The organism is Alloalcanivorax sp. C16-2 (assembly GCF_046507615.1).
In the GTDB taxonomy this organism is placed as follows: domain Bacteria; phylum Pseudomonadota; class Gammaproteobacteria; order Pseudomonadales; family Alcanivoracaceae; genus Alloalcanivorax; species Alloalcanivorax marinus_A.
On record NZ_JBKFTL010000002.1, the window covers coordinates 616,418 to 632,264 of the forward strand.

19 protein-coding genes are annotated in these 15,847 nt (G+C 65.4%); 12 read left to right on the forward strand and 7 right to left on the reverse strand.

Features of this window, described 5'->3' with window-relative positions:
* Positions 1-12 precede the first annotated feature (12 nt).
* From murA to ACLD02_RS13105, 3 genes are all read right to left on the reverse strand, one after another.
* Entirely contained in the window at positions 13-1,278 is a 1,266-nt protein-coding gene (murA, locus tag ACLD02_RS13095; protein WP_203105263.1) for a UDP-N-acetylglucosamine 1-carboxyvinyltransferase, read from the reverse strand.
* Between the two features lie 25 nt (positions 1,279-1,303).
* Positions 1,304-1,558 (reverse strand): BolA family protein, encoded by a 255-nt coding sequence (locus ACLD02_RS13100; protein WP_161383373.1) that lies wholly within the window; start codon positions 1,556-1,558, stop codon positions 1,304-1,306.
* Positions 1,559-1,652: 94 nt separating this feature from the next.
* On the reverse strand, positions 1,653-2,309 hold the full coding sequence (locus tag ACLD02_RS13105) for a phospholipid-binding protein MlaC (protein WP_203105264.1): 657 nt from the start codon (positions 2,307-2,309) through the stop codon (positions 1,653-1,655).
* A 276-nt stretch (positions 2,310-2,585) separates the two neighbouring features.
* Here ACLD02_RS13105 and ACLD02_RS13110 point away from each other — a divergent pair, with 276 nt between their 5' ends.
* From ACLD02_RS13110 to mgtE, 11 genes are all read left to right on the forward strand, one after another.
* Positions 2,586-3,554 carry a KpsF/GutQ family sugar-phosphate isomerase gene (locus ACLD02_RS13110; RefSeq protein WP_203105265.1) on the forward strand — a complete coding sequence of 323 codons (969 nt, stop codon included), beginning with the start codon at positions 2,586-2,588 and terminating at the stop codon, positions 3,552-3,554.
* Positions 3,554-4,057 (forward strand): KdsC family phosphatase, encoded by a 504-nt coding sequence (locus ACLD02_RS13115; RefSeq protein WP_203105266.1) that lies wholly within the window; start codon positions 3,554-3,556, stop codon positions 4,055-4,057. Before ACLD02_RS13110 ends, ACLD02_RS13115 begins: the two co-directional genes overlap by 1 nt.
* Entirely contained in the window at positions 4,054-4,605 is a 552-nt protein-coding gene (lptC, locus tag ACLD02_RS13120) for an LPS export ABC transporter periplasmic protein LptC (protein WP_410298884.1), read from the forward strand. The genes ACLD02_RS13115 and lptC overlap by 4 nt, the downstream gene beginning before the upstream one ends.
* Complete coding sequence (lptA, locus tag ACLD02_RS13125; protein WP_410298885.1) at positions 4,586-5,161, forward strand: lipopolysaccharide transport periplasmic protein LptA; 576 nt, start codon at positions 4,586-4,588, stop codon at positions 5,159-5,161. Before lptC ends, lptA begins: the two co-directional genes overlap by 20 nt.
* Positions 5,162-5,887 carry an LPS export ABC transporter ATP-binding protein gene (gene lptB, locus ACLD02_RS13130; RefSeq protein WP_410298886.1) on the forward strand — a complete coding sequence of 242 codons (726 nt, stop codon included), beginning with the start codon at positions 5,162-5,164 and terminating at the stop codon, positions 5,885-5,887.
* 123 nt (positions 5,888-6,010) lie between these two features.
* Positions 6,011-7,465: an RNA polymerase factor sigma-54 gene (locus ACLD02_RS13135; RefSeq protein ID WP_203105269.1), complete on the forward strand. Its 1,455-nt coding sequence runs from the start codon at positions 6,011-6,013 to the stop codon at positions 7,463-7,465.
* A 45-nt stretch (positions 7,466-7,510) separates the two neighbouring features.
* Positions 7,511-7,810: a ribosome hibernation-promoting factor, HPF/YfiA family gene (hpf, locus tag ACLD02_RS13140; protein WP_203105270.1), complete on the forward strand. Its 300-nt coding sequence runs from the start codon at positions 7,511-7,513 to the stop codon at positions 7,808-7,810.
* 23 nt (positions 7,811-7,833) lie between these two features.
* Entirely contained in the window at positions 7,834-8,307 is a 474-nt protein-coding gene (gene ptsN, locus ACLD02_RS13145; RefSeq protein WP_203105271.1) for a PTS IIA-like nitrogen regulatory protein PtsN, read from the forward strand.
* A 23-nt stretch (positions 8,308-8,330) separates the two neighbouring features.
* The gene (gene rapZ / locus ACLD02_RS13150) at positions 8,331-9,185 is read left to right on the forward strand and encodes an RNase adapter RapZ (protein WP_203105272.1); all 855 of its coding nucleotides are present in this window, start codon (positions 8,331-8,333) and stop codon (positions 9,183-9,185) included.
* Positions 9,182-9,451 carry an HPr family phosphocarrier protein gene (locus tag ACLD02_RS13155; RefSeq protein WP_203105273.1) on the forward strand — a complete coding sequence of 90 codons (270 nt, stop codon included), beginning with the start codon at positions 9,182-9,184 and terminating at the stop codon, positions 9,449-9,451. Before rapZ ends, ACLD02_RS13155 begins: the two co-directional genes overlap by 4 nt.
* 73 nt (positions 9,452-9,524) lie before the next feature.
* Positions 9,525-10,886 carry a magnesium transporter gene (mgtE, locus tag ACLD02_RS13160; protein WP_203105274.1) on the forward strand — a complete coding sequence of 454 codons (1,362 nt, stop codon included), beginning with the start codon at positions 9,525-9,527 and terminating at the stop codon, positions 10,884-10,886.
* A 6-nt stretch (positions 10,887-10,892) separates the two neighbouring features.
* Here mgtE and ACLD02_RS13165 read toward each other — a convergent pair whose 3' ends face one another.
* Genes ACLD02_RS13165 through pmbA form a run of 3 tightly spaced genes read right to left on the reverse strand, consistent with a single transcriptional unit; the run spans position 10,893 to position 14,171 of the window.
* Positions 10,893-11,843 carry a BPSS1780 family membrane protein gene (locus ACLD02_RS13165; protein WP_410298887.1) on the reverse strand — a complete coding sequence of 317 codons (951 nt, stop codon included), beginning with the start codon at positions 11,841-11,843 and terminating at the stop codon, positions 10,893-10,895.
* A 13-nt stretch (positions 11,844-11,856) separates the two neighbouring features.
* Positions 11,857-12,657, reverse strand: a complete 801-nt coding sequence (locus ACLD02_RS13170) for a BPSS1780 family membrane protein (RefSeq protein ID WP_410298888.1) — start codon at positions 12,655-12,657, stop codon at positions 11,857-11,859.
* Between the two features lie 41 nt (positions 12,658-12,698).
* A complete protein-coding gene (pmbA, locus tag ACLD02_RS13175; protein ID WP_410298889.1) occupies positions 12,699-14,171 on the reverse strand; it encodes a metalloprotease PmbA in 1,473 nt (490 codons plus the stop codon).
* On the opposite strand from pmbA, the gene yjgA reads away from it, so the two are divergent.
* Positions 14,086-14,625: a ribosome biogenesis factor YjgA gene (gene yjgA, locus ACLD02_RS13180; protein WP_203105278.1), complete on the forward strand. Its 540-nt coding sequence runs from the start codon at positions 14,086-14,088 to the stop codon at positions 14,623-14,625. The genes pmbA and yjgA overlap by 86 nt on opposite strands.
* Here yjgA and ACLD02_RS13185 read toward each other — a convergent pair.
* A complete protein-coding gene (locus ACLD02_RS13185) occupies positions 14,617-15,828 on the reverse strand; it encodes an MFS transporter (protein WP_203105279.1) in 1,212 nt (403 codons plus the stop codon). The two genes, yjgA and ACLD02_RS13185, sit on opposite strands and share 9 nt — an antisense overlap.
* Positions 15,829-15,847: the final 19 nt, after the last annotated feature.

Genomic DNA, 15,847 nt, shown 5'->3' on the forward strand with positions numbered 1-15,847 from the left:
GGGTTCGCGCTCTTATCGGCCCGGCACGCGACGGATGGTCGCGCCCAGGGATTGCAGTTTTTCCTCGATGCACTCGTAACCACGGTCAATGTGGTAGATGCGGTCCACGGTGGTGTCGCCCTCGGCCGCCAGGCCAGCGATCACCAGGGACGCCGAGGCGCGCAGGTCGGTGGCCATCACCGGCGCGCCGGTAAGGCTTTCCACGCCACGGCAGATGGCGGTGTTGCCCTGCACCTCGATGTCGGCGCCCATGCGGTTCATTTCCTGCACGTGCATGAAGCGGTTCTCGAACACCGTCTCGACGATGGTGCCGGTGCCCTCGGCGATGATATTGAGCGCCATGAACTGGGCCTGCATGTCAGTGGGCATGGCCGGATACGGCGCGGTGCGCAAGCTCACCGCCTTGGGCCGGCGGCCTTCCATGTCCAGGCTGATCCAGTTGTCGCCGGTCTCGATGCGGGCGCCGGCTTCCTCCAGTTTCTGAAGCACCGCGTCCAGCAGGCTCGGATCGGTGTCCTTGCATTTGATGCGCCCGCCGGTGATGGCCGCGGCGATCAGATAGGTACCGGTCTCGATGCGGTCGGAGATCACGTCATGGTGGCAGCCGCCCAGCTTGGGCACGCCTTCCACGATGATGGTGTCCTTACCGGCATCACGCACCTTGCCGCCCATGGCATTGATGAAGTTGGCCAGATCCACCACTTCCGGTTCCCGGGCGGCGTTCTCCAGGATGGTGGTGCCATCGGCCAGGGCGGCGGCCATCAGCAGGTTCTCGGTGCCGGTTACTGTGACCGTGTCCATGACGATGCGAGCGCCCTTGAGGCGACCGTCCACGCTGGCGTGCACATAGCCGTTGGTCACCTCGATGTCGGCGCCCATGGCCTCCAGGCCGCGCAGGTGGATATCCACCGGTCGCGAGCCGATGGCACAGCCACCGGGCAGCGACACCGAGGCACGACCGAAGTGGGCCAGCAACGGCCCCAGCACCAGAATCGAAGCGCGCATGGTCTTCACCAGCTCATAGGGCGCGGTGAGGTCCTCGATGCAGGTCGGGTCCACCTCCACGTTGAGGCGGTCGTCGATCACCACGTGCACGCCCATGCGGCCGAGCAACTCGATCAGGGTGGTCACGTCCTGCAAGTGCGGCAGGTTGCCCACCGTCACCGGCTCGCCCGCCAGCAAGGTGGCGGCCAGAATCGGCAACGACGAGTTCTTGGAACCGGAAATGCGGATTTCGCCGTCCAGGCGTTTGCCACCGGTGATGATCAGTTTGTCCATGGAACGCTCTCTCAGGGCCTGGCGGTCAGGCGATGCCCATCTTCTGGGCCTTGTCCCACTCGGCGCGGGTGAAGGTTTTGAGGGACACGGCGTGAATGCTGTTGTCCTTGAGGTGATCGTCGATGCAGGCGTAGATCAACTGCTGCCGCTTGACCGGCAGCAGGCCTTCGAAGGCATCGGATATCACGCGGATCAGGAAGCGGTCGCCCTCCCCTTCCACGGCCACGTCGGCGCCATCGAAGCCGGCTTCCACCAGCGCCTTCACGTCTTCCGGGTTCATGGTCGCTCCTTACAATACTGAACGGCGAATGATACGCGAGGGCCGGCGGGCTTGTCATGCGGGGCCGACGGTGGCCGGCCCCGGGAACGGGGCGTTACTGGCCGCCTTGGGGAGCGCCTTCCACGTTCACTTTTTCTTCCACGTCGGCGTTTTCCGCCGACCAGTTGTCGATGGCCTGGTCCATGTCGCCGTACTGCTGCATGGACTGGGCGAACTGCGCCTGATAGACGGCGCGCAGATCCAGCCCGTTGACGAACACATTGATCACTTTCCAGTCATCACCACTCTGGAACAGCGTGAAGTAGACCGGGATCACCTTGCCGTCCTTGGTGGTGCCCTGCACGCGCACCCGGGCATAATTACCCTTGCGGTCTTCCTCGCGCAGCGGCAACACCTCGATCTTCTGCCCCTGGTACATGGTCACCCCGGAGGCATAGGTGTTGATCAGGCTGTTCTTGAACACGTCCAGGAAGCGGTATTTCTGTTCGCGGCTGGCGTCGTTGAAATAATCGCCCATCACCATCCGGGTGATGCGCTTGAAATCCACCAGTGGCACCAGTTCTTCACGCACCAGTTCACGGGCGTACTCCGGCTCCTGATTCAAGCGCTGGCGATTTTCGTCGATCAAGGTGGTCATGCGCTCCACCGTGTCCTGCACCAGCTCGCGGGGGTCCTGGGCCGCCTGCGCCAGGCCGGCCAGGCCCAGCAGACACAGCGCCAGAACGGCCGCGAAGCGTTGTTTCAAGGTCATACGTCACTCCCTGTCGTTGTCGTGGGCTCCGGTTGTACGGTTTTCGCGCCGGAGTGTCCAGGCGTTTACCGTTGGAGTGCGGTAGCCGTGGCCGGGTTCCGTTCGCGGTGATCGCGGCATGGGCGGGCATTCAACTTCGCGGGAGCGGTTTCGGCCGCGATAGAAAGGACCAGCGTGGAACGCAGCCACCCCGGGAGAGGTCTGATCCCGGTCGAGGGCAGTCATTGGCCCGCCCGCCAGTGTATAATCGCCGCCAGCGAGGAGACACGAGACACCATGAGCAACAAGCATATCGCCACCGCCCGCCGTGTACTGGACGAGGAAGCCCGCGCCGTGGCGGCGCTGAGTGAGCGCGTCAGCGACGATTTCGAACGGGCCTGTGACCGCATTCTCCAATGCCGGGGCCGGGTGATCGTCACCGGCATGGGCAAAAGCGGCCATATTGGCAGCAAGGTGGCCGCCACCCTGGCCAGCACCGGCACCCCCGCCTTCTTCGTGCACCCCGGCGAAGCCTCCCACGGCGATCTGGGCATGATCACCAGCGACGACGTGGTGCTGGCGCTGTCCAATTCCGGCGAGACCGGCGAGATTCTCACCATTATCCCGGTGATCAAACGCAAGGGCAGCGGCCTGATCAGCATGACCGGCCGACCGGAATCATCCCTGGCGCGGCTCTCAGACGTTCACCTGGACGTGGCCGTGGAAGAGGAAGCCTGCCCGCACAACCTGGCGCCCACCTCATCCACCACCGCCACCCTGGCCATGGGCGACGCCCTGGCCATCGCCCTGCTGGAGGCGCGCGGCTTCACCGCCGAGGACTTCGCCCTCAGCCACCCGGGCGGCAGCCTGGGCCGGCGGCTTCTGCTCAAGGTCGACGACATCATGCATACCGAGGAACGCCTGCCCCGGGTACACCGCGACGCGGGCTTGTCCGAGGCGCTGCTGGAAATGACCCGCAAGGGGCTCGGCATGACCACCGTGGTCGACGACGCCGGCCTGCTGGTGGGGCTGTTCACCGACGGCGACCTGCGCCGCACCCTGGAAAAGGGCCTGGACATCCGCCAGGCGGGCATCGCCGAGGTAATGTCCACCCACCCGGTAACCATGGCGCCGGGCCAGCTCGCCGCCGAGGCGCTGCAGATCATGGAAACCCGCAAGATCAACGGCCTGATCGTCTGTGATGCCGAGCGCCGTCCGCTGGGCGCGCTCAACACCCAGGACCTGCTGCGCGCCGGGGTAATGTAATGGCTTTCCCGATTTCCGCCGACGACGCCCGCGCCCTGCGCCTGATGGCCTTCGACGTGGATGGCGTGATGACCGACGGTCGTCTTTATTTTGGCCCCGAGGGCGAAGCGCTCAAGGTGTTCAACACCCTGGACGGCCACGGCCTGAAGAAACTGGCCGCCAGCGGCGTCACCCTGGCCATCATCACCGGTCGCGATACCCCCATGGTGGCGCGCCGCGCCCGGGACCTGGGCATCGCCCATGTGATTCAGGGCCGTGAGGACAAGGCCGAGGCGCTCGCCGATCTGGCCGCCTCCCTGGGCATCGACGCCGGGGAAACCGGCTACGCCGGCGACGACGAGCCGGATGTGGGCGCCCTGCGATGGGCGCGGATCACCTTCGCCCCGGCCAACGCCCACGCCTGCGCCAAGGACGCCGCCGACCATGTCACCACCGCCCGCGGCGGCGAGGGCGCGGTGCGTGAGATCTGCGACGCCCTGATCGCCCTGCGGGAGGCGCCATGAAGCGTCAGGGTCTGCTCAGTGCCACCGGGGTGATCCTGCTCGGCCTGATCGTGCTGATGACCCTGCACGAGTGGGACAACCCCCTGGAGGAAGACCGCGAGGCCTTCCTCAACGCGCCGCTGATCATCGCCGACAACATCACCGCCAAGGCCTATGACCCGGAAACCGGGCAGGTGCAGTACGACCTCAAGGCCGACCATCTGGAACAGTACCAGCGCCAGGCCCTGACCCAGCTCATCGCCCCGGACCTGCGCATGGAAAATGAAAACGGCGCCTGGACCATCCACTCCCAGCGTGGTGAAGTGCGCGACAATGGCGACGTCATCGTCTTCCTGGACCAGGTCAAGGCCCACAGCGAAACCAACGGTGTCGACCTGACCACCGGGGAGTTGCGCTATCTGAACAAGGAAAACCGGGTGCGCGCGCCCGGTGATCTGACCCTGCGCCACCGGGACGGCAGCACCCGGGCGGGCCGCATGGACGCCGACTTGACCAGCGGCGAAATGACCCTCGAACAAGGAGTGGTAAGTGAATTCACGGGTAATTGATCCGCGCCGCCTGGGCCTGATGCTCGGCCTGCTGCTCACCGGCCTGGCCGGCGCCGCCCAGCCCCCCGGCGGCCAGCCGGTGGAAGTAAGCGCCGACAGCGCCACCTTCGAGCAGAGCGCCGGCACCGGCGTGTACCGGGGCAACGCGGAAATGATCCAGGGCAACCGCCACCTGTACGCCGACGTGATCCGCCTGTTCACCGAAAACAATGAACTGGTGCGCGTCGAGGCCACCGGCAATCCGGTGCGCATGAAGGAAGGCAAGGAACTGCAGGCCCGCGCCAGCAACCTGGTCTACGACCTGACCACCCGCCGCCTGGTGCTCACCGGCGACGCCCATGTGGACCACCAGGGCAACACCTTCGAGGGTGCCCGCGTGGAATACAATCTGGATTCCCGGCGGGTGGACGCCAGCAGCGAGGGCGACAAGCGGGTGCGCCTGGTGATCCCGGCCAAGAACACCGGAAAAGCCGGCGACACCGACGATGAGCAGCCGGCCACCGATGGCGATGCCGGCGGCAGCGACAACCAGCAGGACCAGGCGGAGACTCCCTGAATGGCACATCTGAGCGCCCATAACCTGGCCAAGAGCTACAAGAACACCCGCGTCATCGAGGACGTGTCCCTGGAAGTGGAAGCCGGCCAGATCGTCGGCTTGCTGGGCCCCAACGGCGCCGGCAAGACCACCTGCTTCTACATGATCGTGGGGCTGGTGGCCGCCGACGCCGGTCGCATCGAGATCAACGGCAACGACATCACCCACCTGCCCATGCACGGTCGCGCCCAGCGCGGCATCGGCTACCTGCCCCAGGAGGCGAGCATCTTCCGCCGCCTGACCGTGGAGCAGAACATCATGGCGATCCTGGAAACCCGCAAGAACCTGTCCAACGAAGAGCGCAAGGAGCGCCTGGAGAACCTGCTCCAGGAGTTCCATATCGACCACATTCGCGACTCCATGGGCATGAGCCTGTCCGGCGGCGAGCGGCGGCGCGCGGAAATCGCCCGCGGCCTGGCCACGGACCCGGATTTCATCCTGCTCGACGAACCCTTCGCCGGGGTCGACCCGATCTCCGTGAACGATATCAAAGGCATCATCCGCCACCTCAAGGATCGCGGCATCGGCGTGCTGATCACCGACCACAATGTGCGGGAAACTCTGGACATCTGCGACACGGCCTATATTGTCAGTACCGGGCACATCATCGCCGAGGGCGATTCGTCCTCCATCCTGGGTAACCAGCAGGTTCGGGATGTCTACCTTGGGGCGGACTTCCGGCTCTGAGAGCCGGCTCCCCGCCCTACACCCTCCTCCCCCAAAACGCAATACCTGGCATGATTATTGCTTAATCTGATTTGATGCTGCTATGCTGCCGGTCTTCGCGAGAACAATGACCTCACAGGCAGCATGAAACCCACCCTACAACTGCAAATCGGCCAGCAGCTCACCATGACGCCCCAGCTGCAACAGGCGATCCGCCTGCTGCAACTGTCGACGCTGGACCTGCGCATGGAGATCCAGCAGGCGGTGGAAAACAACCCGCTGCTGGAGCTGGAGGACGGCGCCGAGGACTTCTCCGCCGATGATTCGGACGGCGACGCCGACGGCGATCTCGACCTGGAGCGCGATGACGCCCTCGATGACCTGGTCGAGGGCCAGGTGGAAACCGACAGTGACTGGGACGACCTCTACGTGGGCCAGAGCAGCGCCGGTTCCAGCGGTGAAGGTGACGACGCCGATGCCTGGCAGCAGCGCCACGCCAACCCGGTAACCCTGCTTGAGCACCTGGAATGGCAGCTCAACCTGACCCCGATGAGCGACCGCGACCGGGTGATCGCGCAGATCATTCTCGAAGCCCTGGACGAACGCGGTTACGTAACGGTATCCCTGGCCGACCTGCTGACCACCGCGGAAACCCAGATCAACGACCCGGACGACCCGGTGGAAGAGGACGAGGTGGTGGCCGTGCTGCACCGGCTGCAGCAATTCGATCCGGTGGGCGTGGCCAGCCGCGACCTGGCCGAGTGTCTGGGCGTGCAATTGGCACAATTGCCGGGGGACACCGAACACCTGGGCACCGCCCGGGCCATCCTCGACCATCAGGAACTGCTTGAGAAACACGACTACGCCGGCCTGCGCCGCACCCTCGGCGTGGGCGAGGCGGACCTGGTCGCGGCCCTGGCGGTGCTGCGTACCCTGGACCCCGCGCCCGGGCAACAGATCGGTGGCGAAGAGGTGGATTACGCCGTGCCCGACGTGGTGGTGCGCGCCCATCGCGGCGGCTGGCGGGTGGAACTCAACGAGGAAGTGCTGCCCAAGGTCAACCTGCATGCCCAGTACGCCCACATGGCCCGCCAGGTAGGCGGTGAAGACGGCCAGTACCTGCGTAACTGCATGCAGGAAGCCAAGTGGTTCCTGAAAAGCCTGCAAAGCCGCAACGACACCCTGCTCAAGGTGGCCAGCCGCATCGTCGAGGTCCAGCAGGACTTCTTCAACTACGGCGAGGAGGCCATGAAACCGCTGGTCCTGGCCGACATCGCCGAGGCGGTGGAAATGCACGAATCCACCATCAGCCGGGTCACCAACCAAAAATTCATGCTGACTCCCCGGGGCGTGTTCGAACTTAAGTACTTCTTTTCCAGCCATGTGGACACGGACGGCGGCGGTGAGTGTTCCTCCACGGCCATTCGTGCCATCATTAAGAAGCTGGTCGCCGCCGAGAACCCTCGCAAGCCGCTCAGCGACAACAAGCTGGCGAACCTGCTCAACGACCAGGGTATCAAGGTGGCGCGCCGCACCGTCGCCAAGTACCGAGAGGCGATGCGAATCCCGTCCTCCAGCGCGCGTAAGCGACTGGTTTGAACGGTAAAAAAGGACATCTCTTTCAATAGAGAGAAGGAGCCAGCTATGCAAATCAACCTCAGTGGCCACCACCTGGATATCACCGACGCCCTGCGTGACTATGTGGACGAGAAATTCTCCAAACTGGAACGCCACTCCGACCAGATCACCAGCATCCAGGTGATCCTGTCGCCGGAGCCCAAGTCCCACAAGGCGGAATCCACCATCCACATTTCCGGTGCCGACCTGTTCGCCACCGCCCACGCGGACGACATGTACGCGGCCATTGACGCCCTGACCAGCAAGCTGGACCGGCAAATCCTCAAACACAAGGAAAAGACCGTGGGCCGTAAGCACGGCCACTAGGTCCGACCCGACAGACCCTGACTATGCGAGTACGTGAACTGCTCACCGAAGACCGCACCTACGACGAGGTAGCGGTTACCAGCAAAAAACGGTTGCTCGATCAGATCGCCCAGCTGGCCGCGGCCAGCTGTGGTGGTCTTAACGAGCAAGAAGTCTTCGACGCCCTGGTGGCCCGGGAAAAACTGGGTTCCACCGGCATCGGCGAGGGCATCGCCATCCCCCATTGCCGGCTCGGCCACTGCGACGCCGCCGTGGGGCTGCTGTTGAAATTGGCGGAGCCGGTGGACTTCGATGCCGTGGATGGCCGCCCGGTGGATCTTGTGTTCGTGCTCCTGGTGCCCGAACAGAACCCGGAACAGCATCTCAAGACGCTCAGCCACCTGGCCAACCTGTTCAACGACGACGACTATCGTGACGATCTGCGCCATGCCAGGGGCAGCCACCATCTTTACCAGACGGCGGTGGAGTCGGAAGCGGAAATACGCCTGGCCTCCTGATCACACCGGAACCGTCGCGCCTTATGAAACTGACCATCCTCAGCGGTCGCTCCGGCTCGGGCAAGACCACCGCCCTGCAAGCGCTGGAAGACCATGGCTATTACTGCGTGGACAACCTGCCCCTTGGCCTGTTGCCTACCCTCGCCGCCCAACTCCAGAATGAGGAACACGCCCTGGAACGGGTCGCCGTGGGCGTGGACGCGCGCAACCTGCCACGCCAGTTGCTGGCCTTCAACCACATCATCGAGGAACTGCGCCAGCAACAGCTGGACACCGAGATCATCTTCCTGGAGGCGGAGCCGGCCACCCTGCTCAAGCGCTTCAGCGCCACCCGGCGCCGTCACCCGTTGAGCGGCGACGAACGCACCCTGGCCGACGCCATCGCCCTGGAAGCGCGCCTGCTCGCCGACATCCGCATGCTCGCCGACCTGGTCATCGACACCAGCAACCTGGATGTGCACACCCTGCGCAACATGATCCGCCAGCGGGTAGCGCGCCGGGACGTGCGGCTGTCCCTGCTGATCCAGTCGTTCGGTTACAAGAACGGCCTGCCCCACGATGCGGACCTGGTATTCGACGTACGCGCCCTGCCCAACCCGCACTGGCAGGGAGACCTGCGTCCGCTCACCGGGCGTGACGAAAAGGTGGCCGAGTTTCTGCGCGGCCACCCGGAAAGCGGCGCCATGCTCGACGATATCTTTCACTTTCTGGACCGCTGGCTGCCCGCCTATGGCGCCAATGATCGCAGCTACGTCACCGTGGCGGTGGGCTGCACCGGCGGCCGGCACCGCTCCGTCTACATCACCGAGCAGCTCGCCCTTCGTCTGCGCGAGGAAGGCGTCCCCCTGCACGTGCGTCACCGGGAGCTGGACGGATGATCGAGCGGGACCTGACCATCACCAACAAGCTCGGCCTGCACGCCCGCGCCGCCGCCAAGGTGGTCAGCGTGGCCTCGCGCTACAGCTGCGCCATCGAGGTGGTGCATGGCGAGCGCCGCATCGACGCCAAAAGCATCATGGGCCTGCTTACCCTGGGCGCCGCCAAGGGCACCGAGCTGCGCGTGCGCGTGGACGGCGAGGACGAAGCACCGGCCATGGACGAGCTCACCGATCTGTTCCAGCGCAAGTTCGACGAAGGCGAGTGACCCCTCCCTTTTGCATCCTTTGATCCTTCCGTCATCACGCCTGGGTTAAACTGTCCGTTGGCGAGGAGGGGTCATGTCGGAAAACACGCAGCATCAACGCAATCTCAAGACGGTTAACCGGGCCCTGGCCAGCGGCACTTTTTCCCAGGTGCGTCAGTTACTCAACAACCTGCCCGGTGCCGAAGCCGCCCACCTGATCGAATCATCCCCACCCCGGGAACGGGAAATCCTCTGGCAACTGCTCAACCAGGAGCAGGAATCCGAGGTACTGCAGTATCTGGGCGAAGAAGTCCGCGTGGAGCTGCTGCGCGACCTGCCGCCGGAAGAACTGGTCACCCTGGTCGAGGACCTGGACACCGACGACCTGGCCGACCTCCTCCAGGAGTTGCCCGAGCAGGTTACCAGCCAGGTGCTCGCCGGCCTGGACGCCCAGAACCGGGAGCGCCTGGAACAGGTGATGAGCTACCCGGAGGACACCGCCGGCGGCTTGATGAACACCGACGTGATCACGGTGCGCCCGGAGATCACCTTCGAGGTGGTGCAACGCTACCTGCGCCGCCGTGGTGAAATACCCGAGACCACCGACAACCTGCTGGTGGTTAACCGCAAGAATCAGTTCGTGGGGGTACTACCGCTTACCAAGGTGTTGATCTCCGACCCGGGCACCACGGTGCGCGAAGCCATGCGCACCGATGTGGAGGCAATCCCCGCCCACCGTTCCGAACACGACGTGGCCAAGCTGTTCGAACGGTTTGACCTGGTGACGGCCCCGGTGGTGGACGAAAACGGCGTGCTGGTGGGCCGGATCACCATTGACGACGTGGTGGACGTGATCCGCGAGGAAGCCGCCCACTCACTGATGGGCATGGCCGGCCTGGACGAGGACGAGGACACCTTCGGCTCGGTGTGGCAGACCGCCCGCCGCCGCGCGCTCTGGCTGGGCATCAACCTGCTCACCGCCCTGGCCGCCTCGGCGGTGATCAGCCTGTTCGAGAACACCCTGGAAAAAGTGGTCGCCCTGGCGGTGCTGATGCCGATCGTCGCCAGCATGGGCGGCATCGCCGGCAGCCAGACCCTGACCCTGGTGATTCGCGCCATGGCCCTGGGCCAGGTACAGGCGGGCAACACCCGCTATCTGCTGTTCAAGGAACTGTCGGTGGGGGCACTCAACGGCTTGCTATGGGCGGCGGTGATCGGCACCACCGCGGCGCTCTGGTTCGACAACCCGAGCCTGGGCGGTATCATCGCCTCGGCCATGGTGCTCAATCTGGTGGTGGCGGCCGGCGCCGGCGCGTTGATTCCGATCGTCATGAAGAAAATGGGGATCGACCCGGCGCTGGCCGGGTCGGTGGTGCTCACCACGGTCACCGACATCGTCGGTTTCATGGCCTTTCTGGGGCTGGCGACGCTGCTCTACGCGCAACTGCTGAGCTGAAGCCGGTCAGACCAGATCCGGCGTGGTATCCGGTTCATCGTCGGCGACACCAAAAATATCGCGGAACGAGGCGTACACCGACACCGTCGTCACCGCCATCAGGAACAGACTCACCACCAAGGTGGCCAGCACCAACAGCAGGCCCAGCAGCATCATCGCCAGGCTGTCGGGCCCGAACAACATGCCCGCCAGAGCCAGTAAACCGGCCACCAGCGCCACCAGCACGCCCAACACCAATAGCGGGATCAGGCCGTACCAGAGCATCGGCAGCCAGTTACGCGCCACCGCCACCAGACTCTCCTTGATCGCCACCAGGCCGTTACGTTCACCGAACAACACCAGCGGCGCCTGGAACCAGATCAGCGCCATGTAGGGAACCGACAGGGCGGCGATCACCAGGCCCAGCAACAGCATCTTGAAAACGCTCAGCGCTCCCATGCCGGCCATCGCCTCGGCGCCCAGCGGATCACCGCCCAGGCTGGCGGAAAACAGCGCCGCGATTTCACCGCCATACAGGGCCAGCGTCGCCACCACCGTAAGCAGGGTAAACAGAATCTGCAGCCCTACTTGCACCAGGCCGGCCAGGAACAGCGGCCCGGTACGCCGGGAAAAGCCCACGAACAAGTCGCCGAAATCAAACTCCTCGTCGTGCCAGCGCCGCCAGGCCAGCTGCATCAGCCCGGCGCTCAACACCGGGCCCAGCAGGGTGGGGGCGAAATTGCCGAGCACCGGCACGAACAAACCCACCAGGCTGACGCCCGTGAGTATCGCCATGAACACCAGCAACGCCAGGGTCCACAGCACACGGTTCGCGGCGGTCAGCCGCCAGGCACGCTTCCACCACAGCCAGCCATGGCCCAGCGGCCGACGCCGGGCCGGACCGACCACCTCTTCCTTGGTCGATTCCGGCGGCAGCGGATCACTGACCGGACCCTGGTAGGGGTTGCTCGGGTCCATCAACACTCCCGGTTCAGGCTTGTTCGGTAAGCACTTGCTTGAAGGACAGGTAGTAGGCACCGGCCATGATCGGCATCACGAACAGCCAGCCGAGCAGGAACGGCAGGGCCGCGACGGCCACGATCACCACCACCACGATGCCATACACGATGATCGGCAGCAGGTTGCGCAGACAGGCCTTGAAGCTCAGGGCCATGGCCTTGCCCGGGCCCAGGTCGGTGAGCATCACCAGGGGCACGGTGAAGTAGAACAGAAACGCCACCAGCACGGTCAGCACCAGGAACACCGGCACCAGCACCAGCAGGGCGGCGCTCAGGCCACCGTTCATCATCGCCGGGTCCATGCCCTGGGACGCGGAGAAGGCACCGGCGCCGGCGAACATCAGCGCCAGGCCGGCGATCAACAGGCCGAACACCACGTACACGCCCAGTTGCGCCAGAGCCAGCAGGATCAGCGGGCCGGTGCGCTCGGAAAAGCCGGCGAACAGATCCGCGAACTCGGACTGATTGCTGGTATCGATACGATGGAACATCTTCACCAGACCGGCGTACAACAACACCATCAGGAACGGCTGAGCCAGCGGACCGATGAACGGAATGAACTGCAGAACCATGGTGATCACGAAGGTCACCACCAGAGCCCCAATCACCACGCCCCAATGGCCACTCAGCATTTTCATGCCATCGCCGATCCAGCCCACGGCTTGGCCCACGGAGACCTTGTTGGGGCCACCCAGGGTCAGGGCGCCGGCCGCCGGTGTTTCCTTCACCACATCGGCTTCAGGCTGTTGATAGGGGTTCAGGTCGTCGCTCATGGATAGCTTCCCTTAATTTCACGAAAGTCGGAATAAAACAGTCAAACGCCGGCGACCTTCATGGGCGCCAGCAACAAGGATCCGGAGGCAATATTCCCGCGCCGGTCCACATCCGTGCCACTGCCCAGGATGCCGGCGAACATCTCCCCCAGATTTCCGGCAATGGTAAACTCTTGCAGTGGCTTCTGTATGACACCGTTCTCAATCCAGAAACCCGCCGCGCCTCGGGAATAGTCCCCGGTGACCAGATTGACGCCCTGCCCCATCACTTCCGTGATCAGCACGCCGGTGCCCATGCGCCGCATCAGCGCCGCCTGATCCTCGCCGGTATCGCTGATGGTCAGATTGCGCACCCCGCCGCCATTGCCGGTAGGCGACATATCCAGCCGCCGCGCGGCATACAATCCGAGCGCATAGCGGCGCAACACACCATCTTCCACGAACGCCTGATTGCGGGTCGGCAGACCATCGGCGTCGAACGCCGCCGAACCATTGCCGCCGGCCAGCCGGGGACGCTCGGCGATGTCGATGCCGGCGGGAAACAGGCGCTCGCCAAGGCGCCCGCCGAGAAAGGACGCGCGCCGGTACAGCAAACCACCGCTGATCGCCGACACGAAATGTCCGAGCAGGGAGGCGGCGATCTCCGGGGACAGCAGCACCGGCAGTTGGCCGGTGGCGGGCACCTCCGCGCCCAGGCGCGCCAGGGTCCGGCGACGGGCGGCCTCGCCCACCTGCTCCGGGCTGGCCAGCCGGTCGGCGCGGCGGCCCCCGTCGAACCAGTGATCGCGCTGCATGCCGTTATCGTCCCCGGCCACCACCGCGCAACCCCGCGAGTGGAAGGTGCCCACCTGCCCTTGCAGGAAACCGGCGCTGTTACCCAGCACCTGCACACTGGTGCCGGTGCTCACCGAGGCGCCCTCGGAATTGACGATACGAGGATCGTCCCGGGCCACGCTCTCGCAGCGCAGCGCCTCCTCGATGGCCTGTTCGGTGGTCAGCGCCCAGGGGTGGTAAAGATCCAGGTCCGGGTTGTCGGTGGCCAGTTGCTCCGGCGCGGCCAGGCCGGCGAAGCGATCCTCCTCGGTATGGCGGGCAATGGCGCAGGCGGCGGCCACCGCGTCGCGCAGGCTCTCCGGACTGTCGTCGGAGGTACTCGCCTGGCCCTTGCGCTGACCAAAGTACACGGTCACGCCCAGGCCGCGATCGCGATGGAATTCCACCGTTTCCACTTCACCCAGACGGACGTCCACGGACAGACCCTGGGACAAACTCAGCCGTGCCTCGGCGGCGCTGGCGCCCTGACGTTTGGCTTCTTCGAGGACCTGGGCCACGATGTCCCGGGCGGCGCCCAGGTTATGCGGGCCGAGATTGGCTGTCGCGCTGGCGTTTTCGGACATAAAATAGGGTTTTCTCTTCCGCGTTGACGATATGACCGAGTATAACGATCCCCTGCCGAGCAAGACACGCCGCAAGCTGGAAATGCAGGACCTGCAGGAAGCCGGCCTGAAAATCATGGACCTCAAGGCCGGCCAGCAGGCCCGCCTGCCGCTCAACGACACCCTGCGCGCCGCCCTGGACGAAGCACGCCGCATCACCCATCCGGACGCGCGCCGCCGTCATGCGCTCTATGTGGGCCGCCTGATCAGCGACGACGACCCGGACAGCCTGCTTTCCGCCCTGGACACTCTTACCGATCCGCTACGCCAGCAGCGCCTCGTGCAATGGACCGAACAGGTGCTCGCCTGCCCCGGCCCCCGGGACGCGGAAGCGGTGCTGCAACGTATTCTGGAATTTTACCCGGAGGCGGACCGGCAGACCCTGCGCAACCAGGCCCGCAACCTGATCAAGGCCCGCCCGGACGGCGAGCTGGCCGAGGCCGACGCCGACCAGCGTGCCCGCCTCAAGCGCGAGCGCAAGCGCTTCCAGGGGCTGCTGAACGACCTTGAGAAGAACGCGCCGCTATACTGACTCGTCAGCCTGGACCGGCGCGCCCTCGGCGGCGTACACCCCGGAGACCGCCTGCACCACGGCGATCACCATCAAGAACACCATGGGAATCAACCAGGCGCCGGACAGATCGTAGACGGCGCCCAGGGTCACCGGCCCGGTGGCGGACAGCAAATACCCCAGCGACTGGCACATGCCGGACAGCCCGGCGGATACCCGGGCGTCCGCCCCGCGCACCGCGATCAGGGTCAGTCCCAGGGCGATCATGCAGCCCTGCCCCACGCCGAGCAGCACCACCCAAAGCAGCGGCGCGCTCAACGGCGCCATCAACAGCCCGGCCATCCCCACCAGCGGCGGCACCTGCATCAGCCCCATGGCCAGCCGGCGTCGGCGGCGAAACAGGGCAAACAACAGCGGCGCGAAAAAGTTGGCCGGCATCCCACTCAGGGTGAACAGGGTCAGCAGGCGCCCGGCCTCCGCCTCGCCGGTGCCGGTATCGGCGAAGAACTTGGCCAGCCAGGCGGTGAGCGTGTAGAACAGCAGGCTCTGACAACCGAAGAACAGGCTCAGCACCCAGGCATCGCGCTGCCGCCACAGGGTCGGGCGCGCCGCGACCACGGCGTGGCGCGCCGGCCGGTAGCGCAACATGGGCAGCCAGGCCAGAGCACCCAGCAGCGCCACCAGCGCACTGGCCGCCAGCGGATAACGCCAGTCGCCGCCAAACTGGTCGCGCACCGGTACCGCGAAGGCCGCCGCCGCCGACGCACCGCAGGACATCACCACCGAATAGAGGGCGGTCACCGCCGCCACCCGGTGCGGGAAGCGCTGGCGTACCAGGCCCGGAGTGAGCACGTTCATCACCGCGATGGCGGCGCCCATCATCACCGTGCCCGCCAGCATCAACCCGTACACGCCGGGCACCCGCAGAGCCAGCCCCGCCAGCAGCACCCACAGGGCCAGCAGCAAGGCCCGCTCCAACCCCAGCCGCTCGCCCAGACGCGGCGCGAACAGTGACAATCCGGCGAAACACAGCAGCGGCAGGCTGGTCAGCAACCCCAGCGCCACCCCATCCAGAGCCAGATCATCACCAATGCCGTCGGCCAGCGGGCCGATCACCACGATGCCAGTACGCAAATTGGCGGCCAACAGAATCAACGCGGCCAGAAAACCCAGAAGGGGCCCGGCCCGGCGCAACGCACCGGGAGCCTGGGGAGAAGGGGACATGCACAGCCTCGAACGCCAA